The sequence below is a fragment of the Agrococcus sp. DT81.2 genome (assembly GCF_049844935.1).
Taxonomy (GTDB): domain Bacteria; phylum Actinomycetota; class Actinomycetes; order Actinomycetales; family Microbacteriaceae; genus Agrococcus.
In genome coordinates, this window is record NZ_JBNCLZ010000004.1 from 101,134 (window position 1) to 119,374 (window position 18,241).

Genomic DNA, 18,241 nt, shown 5'->3' on the forward strand with positions numbered 1-18,241 from the left:
CCGGCTCCGCCGGCAGCTACTCGACGAGCGGGAGGGGGCGGCCGGCGCACCCCTCCCCGCTGATCGAGTAGCAGCCGAAGGCCGCGTATCGAGATCGACGCCGCCCACCCGCTCGACTCGTCTCGATACGCGGCCGGCTCCGCCGGCAGCTACTCGACGAGCGGGAGGGGGCGGCCGGCGCACCCCTCCCCGCTGATCGAGTAGCAGCCGCAGGCCGCGTATCGAGATCACGAGTGCTACGGCCATCCCGGTCTCGATACGCGGCCGGCTCCGCCGGCAGCTACTCGACCAACGGAGGGGTCAGCCCAGCTTCTCGATCGGCGCGATCTTGATCAGCAGCCGCTTCCTGCCGGCCGCATCGAAGAGCACCTCCGCGATGCGCTTCGCGCCCGCGCCCGTCACCGCCTGCACCCGCCCCTCGCCGAAGTCCTTGTGGCGGATGCGGCTGCCCGGCTCGAGCTCGAGGCCGGAGTTGTCGCGCACCTCGGTGATGGTGTTCGCGAACTGCTTCAGCGGCGCCTTGGGCAGCGGCTTCGGCTCGCGGAAGCCCGTGACGAACTGCTCTCGCGGCTCGTCGCGCCACCGACCCGCGAGCGCGCGCTGCGGCGACGGCCGCATCGCCGACGGCGGCGTGCGCCAATCGATGAGCTCCGCGGGGATCTCCTCGAGGAATCGGCTCGGCGCCGCCGGCTCGACGGTCCCGAACTGGGCGCGGGTCATGGCGAGCGACAGGTGCAGGCGCTGGCGCGCGCGCGTGATGCCGACGTAGAACAGCCGCCGCTCCTCCGCCTGGCCGCCCGGCTCCTGCGCGGAGATGCGGTGCGGCAGCAGCTCCTCCTCGATGCCGGTGATGAACACGGCCTCGAACTCGAGGCCCTTCGCGGTGTGCAGCGTCATGAGCGACACCTGCCCGCCCGAGTCGTCGAGCTCGTCTGCCGCGGCCACGAGCGCCGTCTCGGTGAGGAAGTCGATGAGGTTGCCCTCGGGGTTCTGGCGCCGGTACTCGCGCGTCACCGCGACGAGCTCCTCGACGTTCTCGAGCCGCGCCGCGTCCTGGGGGTCGGTCGAGCGGCGCAGCTGGTCGGTGTAGCCGGAGCGGCTGAGCAGCTCGCGCAGCACCTCCCCCGGGTCGGCGGCCGGCCTGGCGCTCCACTCGTCGAGCAGCGCGGCGAGGTCCTTGATCGCCGCGGCGACCTTCGGTCCGAGCGCGATCTCGTCGACGCGGCGCATGGCATCGCGCAGCGTGGTCTGGTGCTCGTCGGCGAACGCCTGCAGCGCCGCCTCGGTGGCCGGGCCGATGCCGCGCTTGGGCACGTTCATGATGCGGCGCAGGCTCAGGGGGTCGGCGGGGTTCGCCACCGTGATCAGGTACGCCATCGCATCCTTGATCTCGGCGCGCTCGTAGAACTTCGTGCCGCCGATCACCTTGTAGGGGATGGCGGTGCGGATGAGCACCTCTTCGAGCGCTCTCGTCTGCGCGTTCGTGCGGTAGAACACGGCGATGTCGCTGTACGCCATGCCGCCGGAGGTCAGCTCGACGATCTCGTCGGCGACGAACTGCGCCTCGTCGTAGCCGGAGTACCCGGTGTAGCCGACGATCTTCGCGCCGTCGCCGGAATCGGTCCAGAGCCGCTTCTCGCGGCGGTCGAAGTTGTTGCCGATCACGGCGTTGGCCGCCGACAGGATGTTCTGCGTGGAGCGGTAGTTCTGCTCGAGCAGGATCGCGCGAGCACCGGCGAAATCGCGCTCGAAGTCGGTGATGTTGCGGATGTCGGCGCCCCGGAAGGCGTAGATCGACTGGTCGGAGTCGCCCACGACGGTGAGGGATGCGCCCGGCAGGTCGGCGCGGAGGTCGGGGAGGTCGGCGCGCGTCACCGGCTGCGTCAGCTCGCGGATGAGCGCGTACTGCGCCGCGTTCGTGTCCTGGTACTCGTCGACGAGCACGTGCCGGAACCGCTTGCGGTACTGCGCCGCGACGTGCGGGAACGCGCGGAACAGGAACACGGTCTGCGAGATGAGGTCGTCGAAGTCGAACGCGTTCGCGCGCCGCAGCTCGCGGTCGTAGTCGCGCCACAGCTCGAGGAACGCCGCGTCGAGCGGGTTCTCGAGGTTGGCGGTGCGCGCCCAGGAGTCGACGTCGTGGAGCTCGTTCTTCGCCATCGAGATGCGTGACGAGACGCCGCCGGGCGTGAGGCCCTGGATGTCGGCGCCGCGCTCCTTGATGAGCCGCTTGATGAGTGCGCGCTGGTCGCCGGAGTCGTAGATGGTGAACGACTGCTTGAAGCCGAACTCCTCGGCCTCGCGGCGCAGGATGCGCACGCACGCGGAGTGGAACGTGCGGATCCACATGCCACGCGACTCCTCGCCGACGAGGCCCCCGATGCGCTCGCGCATCTCGGCGGCGGCCTTGTTGGTGAAGGTGATGGCCAGGATCTGGCTCGGCCATGCCTCGCGCGTGGCGAGCAGGCCCGCGATGCGGTGCGTGAGCACCTTCGTCTTGCCCGAGCCGGCTCCGGCGACGATGAGCAGCGCGGGTCCCCGGTGCAGCACCGCCTCGCGCTGCTGCGGGTTCAGGCCCTCGAGCAGGTGCTCGGGGATGGCGTCGCCACGCGGTCCGATCGGCGACGGCCGCTGCACATCGCCGAAGCCGTCGTCGCCCAGCCCCCACAAGTCGCTCATCAGACCAAGTCTACGAGCCGCCGGTGACACCCGACGCGGCCACTCATCTCTCCGGCAGTCGCCGCCAGAGGTCGGGATGGTCGACGAAGACCGCCTCCAGCCCGAGCGAGGCGAGCATCAGCCACTCCGTCGTCCAGGCGCCCCACGCTGCCTCGTGCGCGCCGAGCCGGTGCTCCGGCTCGAGGAAGCGGTTCTCCGGACGCAGCGTCCACGTCATCGTGCCGAGCCCAGCCGCTCGCGCGCGCTCCACGAGATCGCTCGCCTCCAGGGTTCCCGAGCCGCGAGCGAACAGCACCGACTTCGCGACGCTGATCGCGTCGACCCGGCGACCGAGCGCCGCGAGCGCCGCGTCGGTGCGCTGCTCGGCGTACGTCGGGGCGGATGTCTCGTCGCCGTCCCCTCGCGCCGCCGCGAGGTCGGCCGCCGTGCCCTCGTCGTCCATGAGGTAGACGAGCCGCGCGCCCACGCCGCGCTCCCGCACCGCGTGGAGCGCCGACTCCTCGAAGCTCTCGACCGTCAAGCGTTCGCTCGACGCCCAGTGGGTACCGGCCACCGCATCCGCCAGCAGCGCGTCGAGCGGCAGGCCGACCGCGGCGTGGTGGGCGGCGTGCTTGAGCTCGGCGACGACGTCAAGGCCCGTGTGGTCGGCGATGTCGAGCAGGTCGGCGAAGCGCAGGATGCCGTCGCGACCGTCGCGGCGAGCGCTGAGCGGGCGGAGCGCCGGCAGCCGTTCACGGGCGCGGAGCGTCGCGACCTCCGCCCAGGTCAGGTCCTCGACGAACCAGCCGGTCAGCTCGATCCCATCGATCGTCTGAGTGCGGCGCCGGTCGGCGAGCTCCGTTCGGTCGGAGATGTCGGTCGTCTCGCTCAGCTCGTTGTCGTGGCGCACGACGAGCACGCCGTCGCGCGTCGCCACGAGGTCGGGCTCGACGGCGTCGGCGCCGAGCGCCGCGGCGAGCCGCACGGCCGTCTCGGTGTGCTCCGGTGCCCACCCGGACGCGCCGCGGTGGGCGATGACGCGGGTGGGATGCACGGCGTCAGGCTAGCGGGGTGCGCTGGCGGCGAATCGGCGCCCCCGCACAGCGAATCCCTGGCATCTGCGGGTAGCCTGAGCGCGTCCGCTCTTCGAGGCGGCCACCAGCACTTCCCGACAGGAGCACATCCCTTGGCAGGCAACCCGGCGTTCCGCAATTCGCCCGCGTTCACCGAGAATGCGCAGCGCGCTGCGCAGGCCGCCCCCGGCGGCCAGCAGGCACCCTACGGCCAGGCACCGTACGGACAGGCGCCCTACGGTCAGGCACCCTACGGCCAGCAGCCCCAGCAGTACGGGCAGCCGATGCAGTACGGCGGCGCGCCCTACGGCCAGCAGCCCGGCATCCCCAGCCCCGAGCAGCTCAACCAGCAGTTCGGCCGCCCGTCGGCGGGCCCGCTCGAGACCGAGCGGCTCACGTACGACGGCGTGATCATGAAGACGCTGCTGACGCTCGGTGCGACGGCGGTCGGCTTCGTCATCACGCTCGGCATGCTGTTCGTCAGCGGCACGTCGGCGCCGTTCTTCGTGCTGACCTACGGCGGCGCGCTCGTCGGCTTCGTGCTCGCGCTCGTGAACATCTTCAAGAAGGAGCCCAGCCCCGCGCTCGTGCTCGCCTACGGCGCGGCCCAGGGCCTGTTCCTCGGTGGCTTCTCGGGCATCCTCGAGTTCGGCATGGGCCTCGACGGCATCATCTTCCAGGCGCTGCTCGCCACCGCCTGCGTGATCGCCGCGACGCTCGCGCTCTACGCGTTCCGGATCGTGCGCACGTCGCCGCGGATGAACAAGATCTTCTTCATCGTGATGATCGGCTACGCGCTTTTCTCGCTCGTGAACTTCGGTCTCATGCTCTTCGGCGCCACCGACAGCCCGTGGGGCCTGCGCTCGGAGCCGAGCCCGCTCTTCGGCATCCCGTGGGGCGTGCTGCTCGGCGGCCTCGCCGTGCTGCTCGGCGCCTACTCGCTCGTCATGGACTTCGAGGGCATCGAGCTGGGCGTCAAGCGCGGCGTGCACAAGAAGTACGGCTGGTCCGCCGCGTTCGGCCTCACGATGACGATCATCTGGCTGTACGTCGAGATCCTCCGCATCATCGCCATCCTGCGCGGGAACAACTAGCGACTCCATTCGCTGCAGCACGACGAACGCCCCGGCTTGCGCCGGGGCGTTCGTCATGCTCCAGCCGCTCGCTCGCGCAGCCTCAGGCGATACCACGAGGGTCGCGTGCGACTCAGCGGCCACCCGAGCCCCTCCGTGGGCGCGGGCTCGACTCCCAGCAGGTCCCAGCCGCCGAACGCCTCCTCGACCTCGGCGCGGGACGTGCCCTCGAAGCTGAACCACACCCGGCCGAACTCGAGCATCAGCAGGGTCGCCCCATCGCGCGCCCGCGCCGTGATGCTGCGACCGGCCGCACGCCGCTGGTCAGCATCGAGCGCCTGAAAGCAGCCGATATCGACGAAGTGGTCGAAGGTGCCGAGGCTGTCCGGCAGGGCCGTGACGTCGCCCACAGCGTAGGTCGACGTCGGATCTCGCCGCCGTGCCTGGTCGATGGCGGTCGGCACCAGGTCGACCCCGACGGCCTCCCAGCCGCGAGCGGCCAGGGCCGGTGTGTGCATCCCGCGACCGCAGCCGAGGTCGAGCGCACGCCCCGGCGGGTCCGGCCGGTCGGCCAGCTCCGCGTCGAACCGGGCGGCGACGTGGTTGCTCGACGCCTCGGCGTAGCGCTCCCACGGACGGATCCCGAGTCGGTAGAGCACGGGATACATGCCCATGGTCCCTACTGCTCCCGGCTCGACAGCACGCAGAACTCGTTGCCGTCGATGTCGGCGAGCACGGTCCACGACACGTCGGGCCCCTGGCCCACGTCGATGCGCTTGGCGCCGAGCGACTCCAGCCGGGCGATCTCGGCGTCGCGGTCGTCGCTCGAGTGCGGGGCGAGGTCCATGTGGATGCGGTTCTTCGACCGCTTCTCGTGCTCGACGCGCACGAACGTGAGCCCCGGTGGCACCTGCTCGAAGGAGAGCTTCGGCCGCAGCTCCTGCGCCCACCTTGGGATGAGCACGACCTCGTCCTCTGCCTCGTAGATGATCTGCCAGTCGAGCGCCTCCGCCCACCACCGGGCGAGCCGGCGGGTGTCCGTCGACTCGATCACGTTCGAATACCAGCGCAGCGCCATCGGGCCTCCTCGAGTCGGATGCGCGACAGCGTAACGCCCCGCCACCCATACGGGCGGCGGGGCGTCAGTGCGCTCGGCTCAGCTGGCGGCGGGCTGATCGTCGAGCGCCGACTCGACGGCGCGCGCGGCGTCCTTCGGCGGGCGCCGCGACCAGTACGACGCGAGCAGCGAGCCCGAGACGTTGTGCCACACCGAGAAGATCGCGGCGGGCAGCGCCGACTCCGGCGTGAAGTGCGTGCGGGCGAGGCCCGCGGCGAGGCCCGAGTTCTGCATGCCCACCTCGATCGCGACGGCGCGGCGAGCGCTCTCGTCGAGGCCGACAGCCTTCGCCGCCAGGAAGCCGAGGCCGTAGCCGACGCCGTTGTGGAGGATGACGACGAGCGCGACGAGCAGGCCGACCGACAGGATCGTCGCGGCGGAGCCCGCGACAACGGCCAGCACGACGAGCGTGATGCCGAGCACCGAGACGAGCGGCAGCCAGGGCAGGATCGCCTTGACGACCTTCGGCAGCAGCATCCGCAGCAGCACGCCGACGACCACCGGGATGAGCACGATGAAGATGATCGACTGGAAGAGGCCCCACGCGTCGACGGGGAGGTAGGAGCCGGCGAGCCACAGCACGAGCAGCGGAGTCAGCACCGGTGCGATGAGCGTCGACGCGGTCGTCATCGCGACCGAGAGCGCCGTGTCGCCCTTCGCGAGGTAGACCATGACGTTGGAGGCCGTGCCACCGGGCGCCGAGCCCACGAGCACGACGCCGACCAGCAGCTCGGGCGGCAGCTGGAACGCGAGCGCGAGGCCGATCGCGGTGAGCGGCATGATCACGTACTGCGCGACGACGCCGACGATGAACGCCTTGGGCTTCTTCGCGATCACCGTGAAGTCGACCGGCTGCAGCGTGAGCCCCATGCCGAGCATGATGATGCCGAGCAGCGTGTTGATCCACGGAGCGATCGGCAGGAAGACCGGCGGGGCGAGGATCGCGATCGCCGCGGCGGCGAGGACGACGAGGGGGAACCACGTGCCGGCGAGGCGCCCGATGCGCTCGCCGACCGATGTGCTGCTGGACATATCTGACCTCCGGTGGGGAAGTCTCATCCCATCACAGGAGGCATGCCCCGAGCGCCGCTCCGCGCCCGGCTCAGCGGAGGTCGAGCTCGGTGAGCGCCTCCTCGAGCGCGACCCACGCGAGCATGGCGCACTTCACCCGCATGGGGAACCTGGCGACGCCCGCGAACGCGACCGCGTCCCCCAGCAGCTCCTCGTCGGGCTCCTCGGCGCCGCGCGAGCGCAGCAGCGCTCGCATCGCCTCGATGCGCTCCCGCGCGTCGGCGACCGACAGCCCGGGCGCCTGCTCGGCGAGCACCGAGGCTGAGGCCTGCGAGATCGAGCAGCCCTGCCCCTCCCAGCCGAGCGCATCCACCGCGCCGTCCCGCACGCGGATCCGCAGCCGGATCTCGTCGCCGCACGTCGGGTTGCGCAGGAATCGCTCGGCGTCGAAGGGCTCGATCGCCCCTTCCCCCTCGCGGCGCTTCGCGTGCTCGAGGATGAGCTCCTGGTAGAGACCGGCGAGCGGGTCGACGCTCATCGTCCGGCTCCGAAGTAGGCCCGGACACCCGAGAGCGCGTCGAGGAACCGGTCGACCTCGTCCTCGGTCGTGTAGAGGTAGGCGGATGCGCGGGTCGTCGCGGCGACGCCGAGCCGGCGGTGCAGCGGCTGGGCGCAGTGGTGGCCGACGCGCGCGGCGATCCCCTGCGCGTCGAGCACTTGGCCGACGTCGTGCGCGTGCACGCCGTCGACGATGACGCTCGCGAGCCCGGCGCGCTCGGCACCCGGGCGCGGCCCGATCAGCCGGACGCCCTCGATCGACGCGGCCCCTGCAGCGAGCCGCTCGCCGAGCGCGAGCTCGTGCGCCTCGATGGCGGGCATGCCGACCGCCTCCAGGTAGTCGACGGCGGCGGCGAGGCCGACGATCGCCGAGACGGGCTGCGTGCCCGCCTCGAAGCGCTGCGGCGCCGGCAGGAACTCCCGCTCGGTCATCGTCACGGTCGTGATCATCGAGCCGCCGACGCGCGCGGGCGGCAGCGCGGCGCCGAGCGCCTCCGCGAGGTACAGCACCCCGATGCCACCCGGGCCGAGCATCTTGTGGCCGCTGAAGGCGGCGGCGTCGACGCCGAGCGCGTGCAGGTCGACGGGGCGGTGCGGCACCGACTGGCACGCGTCGAGCACGACGAGCGCGCCGACCGCCCTCGCGGCGGCGACGAGCTGCTCGACCGGCGCGATGAGCCCTGTGACGTTCGAGACGTGCGCGACCGCGATGACCCGCGTGCGCTCCGTGATCGCGGCGAGCGCCGCATCCGTCGTCCACACCCCGTCGTCGTCGACCTCGATCCACCGCAGGGTGGCGCCGGTCTCGTCGGCCAGCCGCTGCCACGGCAGCAGGTTCGCGTGGTGCTCGGCCTCGGTGACGAGGATCTCGTCGCCCTCGCGGATGCGCAGCATCGGGTCGACCGCATCGGCACCGTCGGCATGGGCCCGGTTGGCCTCGGCGAGGGAGAGCGCGACGGTGTTGAGCGCATCCGTCGCGTTCATCGCCCAGGAGATCTCGGTCGGCTTCGCGCCGACGAAGCGGGCGATGCGGTCGCGCGCCGACTCGTAGTCGTCGGTCGCGAGCGCCGCGAGCGTGTGCGCGCCGCGGTGCACGGCGGCGTTGCGCTGCGTGCGGAACGCCCACTCCGCGTCGAGCACCTGCCGCGGCTGCTGGCTCGTCGCACCCGAGTCGAGGTACACGAGCGGCACCCCCGCCGGCTGCTCGGCGAGGATCGGGAAGTCGTCGCGCAGGCGCAGCACCCGCTCCTCGGTCAGCCCTGCCGTCACTGTGCTCGTCACCCTTCCACGGTAGCCGCCCGGGGCGCGCCCGGCTGGGCCCGGAGTACGCTGACGGCGTGGAAGCGATCCACGCGCGAGGGCTCGAGATCGCCTTCGAGCGCAACGGGACCGGTCCGACGCTCGTGCTCGTGCATGGCGCGGGCGACGACCACCGCGTGTGGCGGGCGCAGCTCGATGGGCTCGCGGACGCCTGCACGGTCGTCGCGTGGGACGAGCCGGGCTCCGGCCGCTCCGCCGACATCCCGTCCGGTTTCGGGCTCGCCGACTACGCGGACTGCCTGGCGGCCGTGATCGAGGCGGTCGGCGAACCGGCGGTCGTGTGCGGCATCTCCTGGGGCGGCACCGTGGTGCTCGAGCTGTGCCGGCGGCATCCCGCACTCGTCTCGGCGCTCGTGCTGGCCGACACGTACGCCGGCTGGCAGGGTTCGCTGCCGGAGCCGGAGGTCGCCGCGAGGGTCGCCGCCGCCGAGGCGCACCTCACCGGGCCGCGCGACGGCAGCGTCTTCGCCTGGGGGCTGTTCGCCGGGGAGCCGCCCGCCGAGCACGTGCCGCTGCTGCGCCAGCTCGCGACGTCGGCGCGCCCCGCGACGCTCCGCGCGCAGGTCGCGATCATGGCGTCGACCGACCTGCGCGAGGTGCTGGCACGCATCGCCGTGCCCACGCTGCTGGTGTGGGGCGACCGCGACGCGCGCTCGCCGCTCGCCGTGGCGCGCGAGTTCGGGCGGGTGATCCCCCACTCCTCGCTCGTCGTGCTCCCCCATTGCGGGCACCTCAGCAACATGGAGCAGCCGGAGGCGTTCAACCGGGCGGTGCGGCAGTTCTGCGGGAGCCTGTCGGCCTGACCGCTCAGCGGCCCGCCGCCGCCTTCGCCAGCAGCACCGCGCGCTCACGCGCGTTCGCGGTGCGCTCGGCGGCGAGCGCGAACGCCTCGCGCGCCTCCGCGTCGCGGCCGAGCCGTGACAGCAGCTCGCCCCGCACGGACGGCAGCAGGTGCCCGATCGCGAGCCCCTCCTCGCCGGCGAGCGCGTCGACGATCGCGAGCGCCGCCGCAGGCCCGTCGGCCATCGACACCGCGACGGCCCGGTTGAGCGACACGACCGGCGATGGCGCGACCCGCTCGAGCGCCTCGTAGGCGGCGACGATCCGGGCCCAGTCGGTCGACCCGACATCGGATGCGACCGCGTGGCACTCCGCGATCGCCGCCTGCAGCGCGTACGGGCCGAGCCCGCGGCCGAACCCCTCCGCCCGGGCGAGCGCCGCTCGCCCGCGGCGGATCGCGCCGCGGTCCCAGCGGCGGCGATCCTGGTCGGCGAGCAGCACCGGTTCGCCGTTCGCGTCGACCCTCGCGGGGAAGCGGGCGGCAGTGAGCTCGAGCAGCGCGAGCAGCCCGTGCACCTCCGGCTCGTCGGGCTGGAGCGAGGCCAGGATGCGCGTCAGCCGGATCGCCTCTCGCGCGAGGTCGGGACGCATCCAGTCGTCGCCCGCGGTGGCCGCGTGCCCCTCGGTGAAGATCAGGTACAGCACGCCCAGAACGGCGGTCAGCCGCTGGCGGCGCTCGGCGCGCGGCGGGGTCTCGAAGGGGACGCCCGCGAGCGCCTGCTTCGCCCGCACGATGCGCTGCTGCACGGTCGTGACGGGCACGAGGAGGGCGCGGGCGATCTCGGCGGTCTCGAGCCCGGCGACGACTCGCAGCGTGAGGGCGACGCGCGCCTGCTGGGAGAGCAGCGGGTGGCAGGCGGTGAAGATGAGCCGCAGCACGTCGTCGTCGATCTCGTCGGGATCCCAGGGCAGCGCATCCGCCGCGTCGTCCTGCTCCCGCTCGAGGTCGTGGGCGAGCGCCGCGATGCGATCCTCGAAGCGCTCGCGCCGGCGCCAGTGGTCGATGGCCCTGCGCTTCGCGATCGCCGTGAGCCACGCGGCGCCGTTGCGCGGCACGCCCTGCGCCGGCCACTGGGCGAGCGCTTCCGCGAGCGCGTCCTGCGCGAGGTCCTCGGCGAGCGCGAAGTCGCCGGTGAAGCGGGTGAGCGTCGCGACGATGCGGGCGGACTCGATGCGCCAGACGGCGACGACCGCGCGCCGGGCGGATTCCTCCGCTCGGCGCGCCGTCTCGTCAGCCGTCAACGGGTCAGCCCGCGCTGCCGCCGGGGGTGCTCGCAGCCTTGCGGGCCGCCTGCTCCTCGCGCCAGCCCTCCTCCTTCTGGATCCACTCGTTGTCGGCGGGGAAGTCGTCGGCGCCCTGGACGCGACGCACCTCGAGCTTCGCGCCCGGCCCGAGCGGGCAGCGCTTCGCCCACTCCGCCGCCTCCTCCTTCGAGGCGACGTCGAGGATCCAGAAGCCGTTGAAGAGCTCCTTCGTCTCCCCGTAGGGGCCGTCCGTGACGAGCGGCGGGTCTGCGGAGAAGTCGACGACGAAGCCCTCGCTCGCGTCGCTGAGCCCCTCGCCGCCGATCATCACGCCGGCCTCCATCATCGACTCGTTGTACTTCCCCATCGCCTCGATGACCTGCTCGAAGGGGATCTGCTTGTACGCCTCGACAGCCTCGTCGTTCGAGCGCATGATCAGCATGTACTGCACGATGGTCTCCTTGACTCTGCGGGGTCGTCCTTCGACCCTCTCACTCAGGACGTCGAACGGGAATGCTCCGGATCGACATCGCCGTCAGGATTCTTCCGACGGATCGGCCAGGCGCCCGCGGCGATGTACCAGCCGGCGCCGATCGCGGTCGCGGCGACGATTCCCGACGGCAGCGTGCCGAGCGACGACATCGCCGCGGAGAGCAGCAGCAGCAGGAGCGCGGCCGGCAGGTGGATGAACGCGACCCGTGGAGACCGGCCGCGGGCGCGCATCCGCAGCCCGGAGGCCGCGATGACACCGGCGACCGCCGTCGCGAGCGCCGACAGCATCGCCCGCTCCGCCCACATGGCGACGCGGCTGTCGTCGATCGCCACGCCGGCCGCGTCATGCGCGACCGCGTCGACCAGCAGCAGCCCGCTCAGCAGGAGGCTCGGAAGCACGCCGATCAGCGCCGTGAAGCTCAGCCACTCCGCGCGGAGGCGGGCGCGATCCCACGTGGCGCGAACCAGGAGCGCGACAGCGCCGAGCGCTAGCGCGGCCAGCACGATGCCGCCGAGCGCGGGCCACAGCAGCACGGCCTGGTCGTCGCAGCTCCAGTCGCCGGCCGACAGCTCGCAGCCGAAGCGCAGCCGCTGCTGCAGCCAGCTCGTCGGCGCGAGGCTCAGCAGGGAGCTGGCGACGAAGCCGATCACGAGCAGCCAGAGGGCGGCCGCGCGGGCCGAGCGCTCGCGTCCCCGCTGGGTCGTCACCACGCGAGCGACGCTACTCCCCCGGCCTCGCAAGCCGCACGGCGACCGCTCCCCCCGTGGCGCGGAGTGTCGGCGAACGGCTCGAGTGTCGCGACACCCGAGCACGATCCCGACACCCGCCGGACCGGCGCACGTCCGAGTGTCGGCTATCGGCTCGAGTGCCGCGACACTTCAGCAGCAGCTCGCCATTCGTGGAGGCGCGCTACCGCGTCACTCCCACTCGATCGTGCCCGGCGGCTTCGACGTCACGTCGAGCACGACCCGGTTCACCTCGGGCACCTCGTTCGTGATGCGGTTCGAGATGCGCGCGAGCACGTCGTACGGCAGACGCGTCCAGTCGGCGGTCATGGCGTCCTCGCTCGAGACGGGACGCAGCACGATGGGGTGGCCGTAGGTGCGGCCGTCGCCCTGCACGCCCACGGAGCGCACGTCGGCGAGCAGCACGACCGGGCACTGCCAGATCTCCCCGTCGAGGCCGGCGGCCGACAGCTCGGCGCGCGCGATCGCATCCGCTCGCCGCAGGGTGTCGAGCCGCTCCTCGGTGACCTCGCCGATGATGCGGATGCCGAGTCCCGGTCCCGGGAACGGCTGACGGGAGACGATGGCCTCGGGAAGGCCGAGCTCGCGGCCGATCGCGCGGACCTCATCCTTGAACAGCGCCCGCAGCGGCTCGATCAGCTCGAACTGCAGGTCGTCGGGCAGGCCGCCGACATTGTGGTGGCTCTTGATGTTCGCGGTGCCGCTCCCGCCGCCGGACTCGACGACGTCGGGATAGAGCGTGCCCTGCACGAGCCAGCGGATCGGCTCGCCGTCGGCGGCTGCCTCGGCGGCGAGGTCGCGCTCGGCCTGCTCGAAGGCGCGGATGAACTCGCGCCCGATGATCTTGCGCTTCTCCTCCGGGTCGGTGACGCCCTTCAGCGCCGCCATGAACCGCTCGCGCGCGTCGATCGTGACGAGCCGCACGCCGGTGGAGGCGACGTAGTCCTCCTCCACCTGCCGCCGCTCGTCCTGGCGCAGCAGGCCGTGGTCGACGAAGACGCAGATCAGCTGGTCGCCGATCGCCTCGTGCACGAGCGCCGCCGCGACGGCGGAGTCGACGCCGCCGGAGAGCCCGCAGAGCGCGCGGCCGGAGCCGACCTGCTCGCGGATGCGCGCGACCTGCTCCTCGATCACGTTGCCGGTCTTCCAGTCGCCCGGGAGGCCGGCGATGTCGTGCAGGAACGACTCGAGCACGCGCTGGCCGTGCTCCGAGTGCCGCACCTCCGGGTGCCACTGCACTCCGGCCATCCTGCGGTCGCGGTCCTCGAACGCGGCGACGGGAGTGTCGGCGGTCGCGGCGAGCACGGTGAAGCCCTGGGGCGCCTCCGCGACCGAGTCGCCGTGGCTCATCCACACCGTCTGCGCGTCCGGCTGGCCGTTCAGCAGCGCGCCGCCGCCCTCGACCGTCATGGCCGTCGAGCCGTACTCGCGGTTGCCGGTCTTCGCGACCGTGCCGCCGAGCTGCGCCGCCATCACTTGGAAGCCGTAGCAGATGCCGAACGTGGGCACCCCGAGCTCGAGGATCTCCTCGTCGAGGCGCGGGGCACCCTCGGAGTAGACGCTCGAGGGTCCGCCGGACAGCACGATCGCCGCGGGGTCCTTGGCGCGCACCTCCTCGGCGGTGATCGTCGAGGGGACGATCTCGCTGTAGACATCGGCCTCGCGCACGCGGCGGGCGATGAGCTGCGCGTACTGCGCGCCGAAGTCGACGACGAGCACGGGGCGCTGGACGGTGTCGGACATCATGCCTCCTGAGGAGCGGGCGCGGCCGCCGACCTGGCGGCCTTCTCGGCCTCCAGTCGGGCGAGGTCGGCGAGCGCGATGCGGTGCAGCGGGCGCTCGACGAAGAAGGAGAGGAAGGGCACGACGCCGCCGAGCGCCATCGCGAACAGGCGCTTGAACGGCCAGCGGAGCAGGCTCCAGAGCCGGAACGACGCGAGCAGGTAGACGACGTAGATCCAGCCGTGCACGATCAGGATGGCGAGCGAGACGTTGACGCCCTCGCCGAGCGAGACGATCTCGCAGCCCATGCCGCCGGGCACGAACAGCGAGTACCACTGGCAGCCCGCGCCGGGCACGACCGCCTCGAGCGCGAGCGGGCCGCTCGCGCCGAACGCGAAGACCTCGACGTGCGTCGGCGAGTACTTCAGCACCATCTCGGCCACGAGCAGCAGCAGGAAGACGCCCGTCACCCACGACATCACGCGGTAGAACGTGATCGCCGTGCGGATCTGCGGCAGCTGTTCGATGGGTCTCGGCACGTCTCCAGCCTATCCGCGGGCCGTCTCGCCGCCCGCTGCGGCGGCCTCCGCCTCGGCGTCCTCGATCGCCTCGTGCTCGCGCTCGAGCGCGTCCTTCACGAGGCGGTACCAGAGGTAGAAGGCGAAGAGCATGAACGCGACCCATTCGATCGCGTAGAAGATGTTGAGGGCGTTGAGCTGCGTGTTCACGGTCGGGCGCGACGAGACGATCGGCTCGGCGCCGTCGACGAGGGCGCCGGATGCGTCTGCCGAAGCCGCGTCGAGGATCGCGTACGACCCGTAGACGCGACCGTCGTACGCGTCCCACTCGTTGATGAGCGCCGCGACGCTCATCGCGTCGGCCGTGTCGCCCTGGACGTCGCCCTGCGTCGGCGCCTCGGTCGGCATCAGCCGTCCCACCAGGTCGTCGGCCGCATCCGCACCCGCACCGGACAGCCGAGCCGAGAGCGCGTCGGCCGCGGCGGCGTCCTCGAACCAGGCGAGCGCGACGGCGAGCGACACGGGCTCCCCCGCCGACTGCGGCACGAGCACGCGCCCGATCACCCACGTGCCGGTGCGGCCGTCCTGCTTGCGCCCGGCGAGCGTGTCGAAGTCCTCGGGCACCCACGTGCCCGAGAACGCGACCATGCGGCCGCCGGCCTCGGTCGTGAGCGTCGAGCTCGGCTGCGCGACGCTCTCGAGCGGCACCGCCGTCTCGGTGTCGCGCTCGTCGGTCTTGCCCTGCTCGACGGCCCGATCGATCTGCCACTGGCCGAGCAGCGCGAACACCGCGGCGACCACGAGGCACGCGACGAGCACGCCGATCCAGCGGGGCCGCGTCGCGACCTGCCGGAAGGTGGGAGGAGGGGTGCTCATGGGCACCCCCCATCCTACCGTCCGGTCAGGCGACCGGCTCCGGCCTCGTGCCCACCGCGCTCGCCGTCGGCAGCGCGCTCAGCGGCACGATCTCCGGCGCCTCGCGCCGGGCGCGGTCGGCCGACGCGTCGTCCGGCAGCTCCTGGCTCGCGAGCTCCGCGGCGACGCGCTTGTTGTAGGTGTTGATCTCCTTCTCGACGCGGGCGTCGTCCCAGCCGAGCGCCTCCGCCATGATCCGTGCCGCGACCGGGGCGGCCGAGACGCCGCGGTCCCACGCCTCGATCGAGATGCGCGTCCGCCGCGCGAGCACGTCGTCGAGGTGCAGGGCACCCTCGTGCGTGCACGCGTAGCGCACCTCGGCACCCAGGTAGTCGTCGGCGCCGGGCAGCGGGTCGGCGAGCTCCGGGTGCTGCCGGATGATGTCGAGCAGCTCGTCGGTGAGGGTGCCGTAGCGGTTCAGCAGGTGCTCGATGCGGTGCTTGTGCACGCCGAACGCGCGGGCGATCCTCCCCCGCTTGTTCCACGCCGCGCGGTACCCGACGGCGCCAAGCAGCGGGATCTGCTCGGTGCACGACTCGGGGACCTTGCCGTCCATGGCGCTCGTGGCCTCGTCGATCGCATCCTTCGCCATCACCCGGTAGGTGGTCCACTTGCCGCCCGCGATCAGCACGAGCCCCGGCACGGGGTGCGAGACGTGGTGCTCACGCGAGAGGTTGGCGGTCGAGCTGCCCTCGCCAGCCGCGGCGAGGAGCGGGCGAAGGCCCGCGTAGACGCCCTCGACGTCGCTCCGCGTGAGCTTGGTCGCGAGCACCCGGTTGACGTGGTCGAGGATGTAGTCGATGTCGGCCGCCGTCGCCGCGGGGTGCGCCTTGTCGAGGTTCCAGTCGGTGTCGGTCGTGCCGAGGATCCAGTGCCGGCCCCACGGGATGACGAAGAGCACGCTCTTCTCCGTGCGCAGCAGCAGGCCCATCTCGGAGTGGAACCGGTCGCGCGGCACCACGAGGTGCACGCCCTTCGAGGCGCGCACCTTGAACTCGACGCGGTGGCCGACCATCGCCTGCGTCTCGCCCGTCCACACGCCGGTCGCGTTGACGACCTGCTTCGCCCGGATCTCGAACTGCTCGCCGGTCTCGTAGTCGTGGGCCTGCACGCCGACGACGCGCTCACCCACCTTGAGGAACCCCTCCGCTCGCACGCGGCTCGCGACGTGGGCGCCGTAGAAGGATGCCGTGCGCGCGAGCTCCGCGACGTAGCGGGCGTCGTCGACCTGCGCATCGTAGTAGGTGAGGCCGCCGACGATGGCGTCGGGGTCGAGCGACGGGATCTGCTTGAGCACCTGCTTCTTCGTGAGGTGCCGGTGCATGGGCACGCCCGGCTTCATGAAGCCCGTGTAGCTGAACGCGTCGTAGAGCGCCATGCCCGCGCCGATGTAGGCGCGCTCGATGAACGGCTTGTCGAGCGGGTAGAGGAAGCGCACCGGCTTCGCGAGGTGTGGCGCGATGCGCTGGAGCAGCAGGCCCCGCTCGATGAGCGCCTCGCGCACGAGCCCGAAGTTCATCTGCTCGAGGTAGCGGATGCCGCCGTGGATGAGCTTCGACGAGCGGCTCGACGTGCCGGACGCGAAGTCGCGCGCCTCGATGAGGCCGACGCGCAGGCCGCGGGTGACCGCGTCGAGCGCCGCCCCCGTGCCGACGATGCCTCCGCCGATGACGAGCACGTCGACCTCGTGATCGCGCATCGACGCGATCGCGGCGGCGCGCTCCTCCGGGCCGAGCTTCCTCGACCGACTCACGCTGTTGGTGGTCTCAGCCATGGATCCTCCTTGGATGCGGCGCCCGGGGTCGGGCGGTTCAGCGCGGCGGGCTGCTCTCCACGACCACGTCGATCCGCTGGAACTCCTTGAGATCCTTGTAGCCGGTCGTCGACATGGCCTTGCGCAGAGCGCCCATGATGTTCGCCGTGCCGTCCGCGACCGGTGAGGGTCCGTTCAGCACGACATCGAGCGGGCCGACCTGGTCGACCTGCACGCGATTGCCGCGAGGCAGCTTCTGGTTGTGCGCCTCCGGGCCCCAGTGCCAGCCGCGGCCGGGCGCATCCGTCGCGCGGGCCAGGGCGGTGCCGAGCATGACCGCGTCGGCGCCGCACGCGAGCGCCTTCACGACCTGGCCGGAGGTGCCGAGCGAGCCGTCGGCGATGACGTGCACGTAACGGCCGCCCGACTCGTCGAGGTAGTCGCGGCGCGCAGCGGCGACGTCGCTCACGGCGGTCGCCATGGGTGCGGCGACGCCGAGCACCTTCTCGCTCGTGGAGGCGGCGCCGCCGCCGAAGCCGACGAGCACGCCGGCGGCACCGGTGCGCATGAGGTGCAGGGCGGCCGTGTACGTCACGACGCCGCCGACCACGACCGGGACGTCGAGCTCGTAGATGAACTGCTTGAGGTTGAGCGGAGCACCGCGCTCGGCGGAGACGTGCTCGGCGCTGACCGTCGCACCGCGGATGACCATGAGCTCGACGCCGGCGGCCAGCACCGTCTCGTAGTGCTGCTGCACGGCCTGCGGGCTGAGGCTGCCGGAGACGGGCACGCCGGCATCGCGCACCTGCGCGAGGCGGTCGCGGATGAGCTCCGGCTTGATCGGCTCGGCGTAGATCTCGCGCATGCGGCTCGTCGCGAGATCGGCCGGGAGGCGCGCGATCTCGGCGAGCAGCGGCTCGGGGTCGTCGTAGCGGGTCCAGACGCCCTCGAGGTTGAGCACGCCGAGGCCGCCCGCCCTGCCGAGCGCGATCGCGGTCGCGGGGCTCATGACGGAGTCGGTAGGCGCGCCCATCACGGGGGTCTCGAACCGGAAGGCGTCGATCTGCCACTGCAGCGAGACGAGGTCGCTGTCCCGGGTGCGGCGGGACGGCACGATGCTGATGTCGTCGAACCCGTACCCGGTGCGGGCGCGCTTGCTGCGGCCGATCTCGATCTCCGTCACCGTCTCAGCCTATCCC

At 72.2% G+C, this 18,241-nt stretch carries 17 protein-coding genes; 2 read left to right on the forward strand and 15 right to left on the reverse strand.

Annotation, left to right across the window (positions count from 1 at the left end):
- Positions 1 to 300 precede the first annotated feature (300 nt).
- Positions 301 to 2,679: an ATP-dependent helicase gene (locus ACLQ21_RS09095; protein ID WP_425663000.1), complete on the reverse strand. Its 2,379-nt coding sequence runs from the start codon at positions 2,677 to 2,679 to the stop codon at positions 301 to 303.
- 43 nt (positions 2,680 to 2,722) lie between these two features.
- Positions 2,723 to 3,712: a glycerophosphodiester phosphodiesterase family protein gene (locus ACLQ21_RS09100; protein ID WP_425663001.1), complete on the reverse strand. Its 990-nt coding sequence runs from the start codon at positions 3,710 to 3,712 to the stop codon at positions 2,723 to 2,725.
- 132 nt (positions 3,713 to 3,844) lie between these two features.
- Between ACLQ21_RS09100 and ACLQ21_RS09105 the strand changes: the two genes are divergently transcribed.
- Positions 3,845 to 4,825, forward strand: a complete 981-nt coding sequence (locus ACLQ21_RS09105) for a Bax inhibitor-1/YccA family protein (protein ID WP_425663002.1) — start codon at positions 3,845 to 3,847, stop codon at positions 4,823 to 4,825.
- A 53-nt stretch (positions 4,826 to 4,878) separates the two neighbouring features.
- On the opposite strand, the gene ACLQ21_RS09110 is transcribed toward ACLQ21_RS09105, so the two are convergent.
- The 5 genes from ACLQ21_RS09110 to ACLQ21_RS09130 all read right to left on the reverse strand — a co-directional run bounded on the left by ACLQ21_RS09110 (position 4,879) and on the right by ACLQ21_RS09130 (position 8,771).
- A complete protein-coding gene (locus ACLQ21_RS09110) occupies positions 4,879 to 5,478 on the reverse strand; it encodes a class I SAM-dependent methyltransferase (protein WP_425663003.1) in 600 nt (199 codons plus the stop codon).
- A 5-nt stretch (positions 5,479 to 5,483) separates the two neighbouring features.
- Positions 5,484 to 5,882: a VOC family protein gene (locus ACLQ21_RS09115; protein ID WP_425663004.1), complete on the reverse strand. Its 399-nt coding sequence runs from the start codon at positions 5,880 to 5,882 to the stop codon at positions 5,484 to 5,486.
- Positions 5,883 to 5,960: 78 nt separating this feature from the next.
- The gene (locus tag ACLQ21_RS09120) at positions 5,961 to 6,953 is read right to left on the reverse strand and encodes a bile acid:sodium symporter family protein (protein WP_425663005.1); all 993 of its coding nucleotides are present in this window, start codon (positions 6,951 to 6,953) and stop codon (positions 5,961 to 5,963) included.
- 70 nt (positions 6,954 to 7,023) lie between these two features.
- Positions 7,024 to 7,470 (reverse strand): Fe-S cluster assembly sulfur transfer protein SufU, encoded by a 447-nt coding sequence (gene sufU / locus ACLQ21_RS09125; RefSeq protein WP_425663006.1) that lies wholly within the window; start codon positions 7,468 to 7,470, stop codon positions 7,024 to 7,026.
- Complete coding sequence (locus ACLQ21_RS09130) at positions 7,467 to 8,771, reverse strand: SufS family cysteine desulfurase (protein WP_425663007.1); 1,305 nt, start codon at positions 8,769 to 8,771, stop codon at positions 7,467 to 7,469. Before ACLQ21_RS09130 ends, sufU begins: the two co-directional genes overlap by 4 nt.
- A 56-nt stretch (positions 8,772 to 8,827) precedes the next feature.
- Here ACLQ21_RS09130 and ACLQ21_RS09135 point away from each other — a divergent pair, with 56 nt between their 5' ends.
- Entirely contained in the window at positions 8,828 to 9,613 is a 786-nt protein-coding gene (locus ACLQ21_RS09135; protein ID WP_425663008.1) for an alpha/beta fold hydrolase, read from the forward strand.
- Between the two features lie 4 nt (positions 9,614 to 9,617).
- Here the strand turns inward: ACLQ21_RS09135 and ACLQ21_RS09140 are convergent, their stop codons facing one another.
- From ACLQ21_RS09140 to ACLQ21_RS09175, 8 genes are all read right to left on the reverse strand, one after another.
- Positions 9,618 to 10,892: an RNA polymerase sigma factor gene (locus tag ACLQ21_RS09140; RefSeq protein WP_425663009.1), complete on the reverse strand. Its 1,275-nt coding sequence runs from the start codon at positions 10,890 to 10,892 to the stop codon at positions 9,618 to 9,620.
- 4 nt (positions 10,893 to 10,896) lie between these two features.
- Positions 10,897 to 11,346, reverse strand: a complete 450-nt coding sequence (locus ACLQ21_RS09145) for a YciI family protein (protein ID WP_425663011.1) — start codon at positions 11,344 to 11,346, stop codon at positions 10,897 to 10,899.
- Between the two features lie 44 nt (positions 11,347 to 11,390).
- Positions 11,391 to 12,098: a hypothetical protein gene (locus tag ACLQ21_RS09150; RefSeq protein WP_425663012.1), complete on the reverse strand. Its 708-nt coding sequence runs from the start codon at positions 12,096 to 12,098 to the stop codon at positions 11,391 to 11,393.
- A gap of 207 nt (positions 12,099 to 12,305) precedes the next feature.
- Complete coding sequence (gene guaA, locus ACLQ21_RS09155) at positions 12,306 to 13,877, reverse strand: glutamine-hydrolyzing GMP synthase (RefSeq protein ID WP_425663014.1); 1,572 nt, start codon at positions 13,875 to 13,877, stop codon at positions 12,306 to 12,308.
- Positions 13,877 to 14,395 carry a DUF3817 domain-containing protein gene (locus tag ACLQ21_RS09160; RefSeq protein WP_425663015.1) on the reverse strand — a complete coding sequence of 173 codons (519 nt, stop codon included), beginning with the start codon at positions 14,393 to 14,395 and terminating at the stop codon, positions 13,877 to 13,879. The genes guaA and ACLQ21_RS09160 overlap by 1 nt, the downstream gene beginning before the upstream one ends.
- A 9-nt stretch (positions 14,396 to 14,404) precedes the next feature.
- A complete protein-coding gene (locus tag ACLQ21_RS09165) occupies positions 14,405 to 15,250 on the reverse strand; it encodes an SURF1 family cytochrome oxidase biogenesis protein (RefSeq protein ID WP_425663016.1) in 846 nt (281 codons plus the stop codon).
- Between the two features lie 25 nt (positions 15,251 to 15,275).
- Complete coding sequence (locus ACLQ21_RS09170) at positions 15,276 to 17,063, reverse strand: glycerol-3-phosphate dehydrogenase/oxidase (RefSeq protein WP_425663018.1); 1,788 nt, start codon at positions 17,061 to 17,063, stop codon at positions 15,276 to 15,278.
- 37 nt (positions 17,064 to 17,100) lie between these two features.
- On the reverse strand, positions 17,101 to 18,225 hold the full coding sequence (locus ACLQ21_RS09175) for a GuaB3 family IMP dehydrogenase-related protein (protein WP_425663020.1): 1,125 nt from the start codon (positions 18,223 to 18,225) through the stop codon (positions 17,101 to 17,103).
- Positions 18,226 to 18,241 lie beyond the last annotated feature (16 nt).

What these genes read in the sequence shown, in the direction of transcription:
- ACLQ21_RS09095 (WP_425663000.1), bottom strand. Translation starts at nt 2,679, where the DNA reads ATGAGCGACTTGTGGGGGCTGGGCGACGACGGCTTCGGCGATGTGCAG.
- ACLQ21_RS09110 (WP_425663003.1), bottom strand. Translation starts at nt 5,478, where the DNA reads ATGGGCATGTATCCCGTGCTCTACCGACTCGGGATCCGTCCGTGGGAG.
- ACLQ21_RS09115 (WP_425663004.1), bottom strand. Translation starts at nt 5,882, where the DNA reads ATGGCGCTGCGCTGGTATTCGAACGTGATCGAGTCGACGGACACCCGC.
- ACLQ21_RS09120 (WP_425663005.1), bottom strand. Translation starts at nt 6,953, where the DNA reads ATGTCCAGCAGCACATCGGTCGGCGAGCGCATCGGGCGCCTCGCCGGC.
- sufU (WP_425663006.1), bottom strand. Translation starts at nt 7,470, where the DNA reads ATGAGCGTCGACCCGCTCGCCGGTCTCTACCAGGAGCTCATCCTCGAG.
- guaA (WP_425663014.1), bottom strand. Translation starts at nt 13,877, where the DNA reads ATGTCCGACACCGTCCAGCGCCCCGTGCTCGTCGTCGACTTCGGCGCG.
- ACLQ21_RS09165 (WP_425663016.1), bottom strand. Translation starts at nt 15,250, where the DNA reads ATGAGCACCCCTCCTCCCACCTTCCGGCAGGTCGCGACGCGGCCCCGC.
- ACLQ21_RS09170 (WP_425663018.1), bottom strand. Translation starts at nt 17,063, where the DNA reads ATGGCTGAGACCACCAACAGCGTGAGTCGGTCGAGGAAGCTCGGCCCG.